Raw genomic sequence first — 4,595 nt, forward strand, 5'->3', positions numbered from 1 at the left:
GCGTGTCGTCCCGCTTTTGCCTGATCGCCTCGATGACGTCGAGGCCGTTGCCGTCGCCGAGGCGGAGGTCGACGACCGCGTATTTCGGCGGGTTGGCTTTGGTCTTGGCGACACCTTCCGCTACCGACTCCGCCGTCTCCACGATAAAGCCCCGCGTTTCCATCGCGCGCGCCAGCCGGCGCAGGAAAGGGCCATCGTCGTCTACGATCAGCAATGTCGCATCCGCGCCGACATGGGCTGCGGCGTCCTTGTCCCCGGCATGCGGGGCAGCAAGCTCTTTGTTCGTCATTCTATCTTCTATCCCGGCGATCATCCGCCTGCATATTCCATCGATTTTGACGAGAGCTGTTTTAAGCCGTGAAAATCATTTTGTCGAATTACTGTCGATCAACATGCGCGGCCATTCGACGCGGACGCGCGCACCCGGTGTCTCCGGATCTCGGTTGCCGAAGGAAAGCGTGGCGCCGGAGCGCTCGAGCAGCGTCTTGGCGATGAAGAGGCCGAGCCCGAGCCCGCCTGCGGTATCGTCGCGCTGGCGGGAGGTGACATAAGGTTCGCCGATCCGTGCCAGTATTTCCGGCGAATAGCCGTTGCCGTCGTCTTCTATGGAGATGGTCAGCATATCGGCAGTGTACTCCACGGTGACGGTCACCGTCTTGCGGGCATAGTCGACGGCGTTCTCGATCAGGTTGCCGAGCCCGTACATGATCCCGGCATTGCGTGACAGAACCGGCTCGCCGGCGCGCGGGCTCTTTTCGATGAATTCCAGATTGATCCCGAACTCGCGATGCGGCGCGATGATCTCCTCCATCATGGAGGATAGCGTCAGCCGGCGCATATGCGCCTCGTCTTCGGCGGAAAGCGTCGTCAGCCGCCGCAGGATGTCGCGGCAACGCTCGCTCTGGCTGCGCAGCAGGGCCACATCCTCGCGGAAACGGTCGTCCTGGCTCAGTTCGCGTTCCATCTCCTTGGCGACGACGCTGATCGTCGCAAGCGGCGTGCCGAGTTCGTGTGCGGCCGCCGCCGCCAGCCCGTCGAGCTGCGACAGGTGCTTTTCCCGCTGCAGCACCAGCTCTGTTGCCGCGAGCGCATCCGCCAGCTGCGAGGCCTCCATGGAGACGCGATAGGCATAGAAGGCGGCAAAGGCCATGGTGGAAGCAATGGAGCACCAGACTCCGAGCTGCATGACGCTATGTACGTTGACAGCGACGCCTCCATACCACGGTAGCGGGAAGGGCGAGAAGGCAAGGCCGGTGATGCAGATCATCGCAAGTCCGATCAGCGGCATGCTATAGCGGATCGGTTGCGAGGCGAAGGAAATGATGACGGGCACGCAGACCAGCGCCGAGAAAGGGTTGGCAAGCCCACCGGTGATCAGCAGCAGTCCGCAGAGCTGCAGAAGGTCGAGGCTGAGGAGAGCGAAGGCCGCCGGCGGTTCCAGCCGGTGCGTCGGCGGATAGCGCAGCGTCAGGAAGAAGTTGATCCAGGCAAGGCAGGCGATCAGCACACCGCAAGGCAGGAGGGGCATGGGGAATTTCAGCCAGAAAGCGACGATCATGACCGTCACCGTCTGGCCGCCGACCGCAAGCCAGCGCAAGCGCACCAGCGTCTGCAGCCTCAGCCGGCGACTGGTATGGTGGCCCTCCTGCGCCGTCATCTCGGCTTCGGAGAGTTTTTCCAGTCCTCGGAAAAAGCGTGCCATCGTCAGGTCCCCCGTGGCTTGGCGCGTGTGGTCGGCAAAGCGCCGGCCGGGTCTTCCGGCCAAGGGTGCCTTGGGTAACGCCCCCGCATGTCCGCGCGTACGTCTTTCCAGGAGCCGGCCCAGAAGCCGGGCAGGTCGCGCGTCGTCTGGATCGGCCGGTGCGCCGGCGATGTCAACTCCAGCACCAGCGGCAACCGGCCGCCGCCGATCGCCGGATGCTGTTTCAGCCCGAAGAGCTCCTGAACGCGAATGGTCAAGAGCGGTTCCTCGCCATCATACTGAATCGGGTGGCGCTGGCCGGTCGGCGCTTCGAAATGCGTCGGCGCCATCCGGGCGAGATCGCGCTGCAGCTGGTGCGGCACCAGCGACATCAACCCGTTGGAAAGCCCACCGGCTGAGATATCGGAAAGACCGCGCGCGTCGCTCTGAAACGGTGTGAACCATTCTCCCAGCCGGGCAGCCAAGGCTTCGTCGCTCATGTCGGGCCAAGGCTCGCCGATCGTCCGATGCAGGAAGCCGATCCTGTCCCGCAGCTGCGTGGCCTCCTTGGAGAAAGGCAGAACACCGATCCCCAGTTCGCGAACGCCTTCGGCCAGCGCCGTCGCAGCTTGCTCGCCGGTGGGCCGCGGCAGGGGCGTTTCCTCGAAGATGATGGCGCCGAGCCGCGTCGCCCGCCGCGCCCGCACCTGCCGGCTCGCTCTGTCGAAAAAGCTCTGGTCTTCGGTGCGGATCTCGCCCGGCAAATGCTCTTCGACATCGGCTCGGGACACTTCCGCCGCCGCGAGAATCCGCGCCTGTGCCGCCCGGCCGGTCAGGTCGGCGATCACGAGCATCTGCGAGCCGGCGAGCCTCTCGGTCTCCGGCAGTTCCGCGCCGCGCCCGTTTGCCATGACGAAACGGCCTCGTCCGCCACGCTGCAGGGCGATGCGATCGGGAAAAGCATGCAGCAGCAACGAGCCGGCAAGGGAAGGGGCTGCGGAGGCAGCAGCGCCATTGCCGCCGGCTGCGGAAGCAAGCCTGCCGGCCAGCCGGCGCGCCGCCTCCGCCCGCTCACCCTTTTCCATCTTGAAGCGCCGCAACCGGTCTTCCAGGTCGATGCTCTGTCCGCCGAGCCCCAGTTCCGTCAGCAGCACGGCAAGCAGCGCCGCCTCGCGGGCCTGGCCGAATTCGGCCGCCGAAATCACCATGGCCGCCAGCCGCGGCGGCAAGGCGAGCTCGCGCATCAATCGGCCGCGCGCCGTCAGCCCGTTTTCCGCGTCGAGCGCACCCAGCTGCCGCAGCAAGGCCCGCGCCTCCGCAAGCGTCGTTGCCGGTGGCTGATCGACGAAGGCCAGCGTTGCCGGATCCTGCACGCCCCAATGCGCGAGATCGAGCGCCAGCCCGGAAAGGTCGCTTGAAAGGATCTGCGGCGGCGTAAAGGCTGGAAGCGCCGCCATCTGTCCGGGATGCCACAGGCGGATGGCGATGCCCGGCTCGGTTCGCCCGGCGCGGCCGGCGCGCTGATCGGCCGAGGCGCGCGACACGCGCACGGTCTCCAGCCGCGTGATGCCGGTCGAGGCCTCGAAGACGGGCAAGCGCTGGAGACCGCTGTCGATAATGATCCGCACGCCGTCAATCGTAATCGAGGTCTCGGCGATCGAAGTCGCCAGCACGATCTTGCGTGTGCCCTGCGCGGCTGGCTTTATCGCCGCATCCTGTTCCTTCTGGCTGAGATTGCCATAAAGCGGCGCGATCATCGTCTCCGGCCCAAAGCGCCCCTCGAGCCGCTCCACCGTTCGTGTAATTTCCGCTTGTCCGGGCAGGAAGGCAAGGATCGAGCCCTGTTCGCGCGCATGCGCATCGAAGATCGCCCGCGTCACCGTATCCTCGATCCGCTCTCCCGCCGGCCGATCCCGATGGCGAATGTCGATCGGAAAGCTGCGGCCCATGCTTTCGATGACGGGCGGATGGTCAAGCAGTGTAGCGACGCGCTCCACATCCAGGGTCGCAGACATAACAAGGATGCGCAGATCCTCGCGCAATGCCGATTGCACGTCGAGCGCCAGCGCCAGGCCGAAATCCGCATCCAGCGAGCGCTCGTGGAATTCGTCGAAGATGGCGGTGGAGATGCCTGATAGTTCGGGATCGTCGAGGATCATCCGTGCGAAGACACCCTCCGTCACCACCTCGATGCGGGTCTTGGCAGAAATGCGGTTGTCGAGCCGCATGCGGTAGCCGACGGTATCGCCCACCTGTTCGCCGAGCAGCGCGGCCATGCGGGCAGCCGCTGCCCTTGCCGCCAGCCGCCGCGGTTCCAGGAGAATGATCCTGCCATCGCCGCGCCATGTCTGACCGAGTAGATAAAGTGGCACCAGCGTCGTCTTGCCGGCGCCGGGTGGCGCGGAAAGCACCGCGCGCCGCTTACTGGCGAGCGCCGTGCCGATATCGGCCAGCCCATGCGAGACCGGAAGTTCCGGCAATGAAGGCATTCTATATGTCACGCCTGCCGGCTCCGTATTGCACTGGGTAGGACGGTGCCGAATGCGCATTGCACAATAGTCGGCAAGATGGGGCTCTGGCAGCGACCGAGGTCGGCGGGACGCAACGCGGTCTGCGGCGGCTCTTTCCCAAGAGACAACATGCTCCGTTTCCTTATGTCTTCGATGTCTATTAGGTCCTGAGCGTGTGGCTGGCAATGAGACGTCGAGGGCGCATGCCCGTGAAGCCGTTGGAACCGGTTTGCGAGCGTCAATCTGAGCGATTCCGACAGGAGCCGCAAAATGAATCCGGAAATCGCATGCAATCGGGTAAAAACCTCTGCAATTTTCGCACCATCCACAAAAACAAGTTGTATATCAAGTACTTACAAAAATGTCAGAATTTTTACAGTATGAGTGTTGACTTGGTTCGGAGG

Annotated in this window: 3 protein-coding genes; all 3 read right to left on the bottom strand. The window is 64.4% G+C overall.

What is annotated here, in order from left to right; genetic code table 11:
- The coding region (locus Q4Q11_RS30900; protein ID WP_498571875.1) for a response regulator at positions 1–289 on the bottom strand (289 nt) is incomplete at its 3' end.
- A gap of 75 nt (positions 290–364) precedes the next feature.
- Positions 365–1,657 (bottom strand): ActS/PrrB/RegB family redox-sensitive histidine kinase, encoded by a 1,293-nt coding sequence (locus Q4Q11_RS30905; RefSeq protein ID WP_498571876.1) that lies wholly within the window; start codon positions 1,655–1,657, stop codon positions 365–367.
- Between the two features lie 47 nt (positions 1,658–1,704).
- A complete protein-coding gene (gene hrpB / locus Q4Q11_RS30910) occupies positions 1,705–4,170 on the bottom strand; it encodes an ATP-dependent helicase HrpB (RefSeq protein WP_498571877.1) in 2,466 nt (821 codons plus the stop codon).
- Between the last annotated feature and the right edge of the window lie 425 nt (positions 4,171–4,595).

Source organism: Rhizobium sp. UFLA01-1127 (assembly GCF_059803845.1).